This window comes from Streptomyces sp. NPDC090442, from assembly GCF_044769405.1.
In the GTDB taxonomy this organism is placed as follows: Bacteria; Actinomycetota; Actinomycetes; order Streptomycetales; family Streptomycetaceae; genus Streptomyces.
In genome coordinates this window covers 1-1019 of the sequence record NZ_JBIVXW010000291.1, presented here as the reverse complement: position 1 = coordinate 1019, position 1019 = coordinate 1, and the positions used below count along the sequence as shown (strand labels likewise).

General features: G+C 67.2%; 1 protein-coding gene. It reads left to right on the top strand.

The features are described 5' to 3' along the window. Positions 1-1019 (top strand): S49 family peptidase (locus tag ACIQU6_RS45100; protein WP_403488605.1); only part of this gene is annotated, 1019 nt, incomplete at both ends.

Below are 1019 nucleotides of genomic sequence, written 5' to 3'. Positions count from 1 at the left end.
GCCGCTGGCCCGTTTCTTCGTTGGCGCCTGGGACGCGATGAACTTCACCCGGCGGTTGGTCTTCAACCTGGTGTTTTTCGGCTTCCTCCTGATCTTGTTGATCGCGATGCTGTTCGGCGGCAACACCAAGCCGTTCCAGGACCGCACCACCCTGGTGATCGCGCCGGAAGGCGCGCTGGTCGAGCAATACAGCTCCGACCCGGCCTCGCGCGCGCTCAACCGCGCGCTGGGCGACAAGAATCCGGAAGTGCAGCTGCGCGACATCGTGCGCGCGCTGGACGCGGCCAAGGACGACAAGCGCATCGAGCGCGTGGTGCTGCGCCTGGACAAGCTGCAGTCGGCCGGCATGGCCAGCCTGCGCGAAGTCGCCGCCGCGGTGACGCGGGTGCGCGCGGCCAAGAAGGAAGTGATCGCCTTCGCCGAGAGCATGGATCAGAAGCAGTACCTGATCGCCGCGCAGGCCAACGAGGTCTATCTCGACCCGATGGGCGGCATGATGCTCGAGGGCCTGGGCCGCTATCGCCTTTACTACCGCCAGCTGCTGCAGGACAAGCTCGGCGTGGACGTGCACCTGTTCCGGGTCGGCGAGTTCAAGTCGGCGGCCGAACCCTACATCCTCGACGCGGCCTCGGAAGAGTCCAAGACCGCCGACCTGTTCTGGATGAACGACCTGTGGCAGCGCTACCTCGGCGACGTGGCCAAGGCGCGCAAGCTCGATCCGGCTGCGCTCAACGCGGCGATCGACGAACTGCCGGCGCGCCTGGACGCGGTCAAGGGCGACCTGGGCAAGTACGCGCTGGGCCTGAAGCTGGTCGATGGCCTCAAGACCCGCGAGGAAGTCGATCAGATCCTGACCAAGCGCGGTGTCGCCGACGAGGACGCCGACGGCGGCTTCCGCCAGATCGCGATGGACGCCTACCTGTTCAACCTCGACCGCCTGACCAATCCGGCCGACAGCCGTCCGCAGGTCGCCATCGTCGTGGCCGAGGGCGAAATCAGCGGCGGCGAGCAGCCGCCGG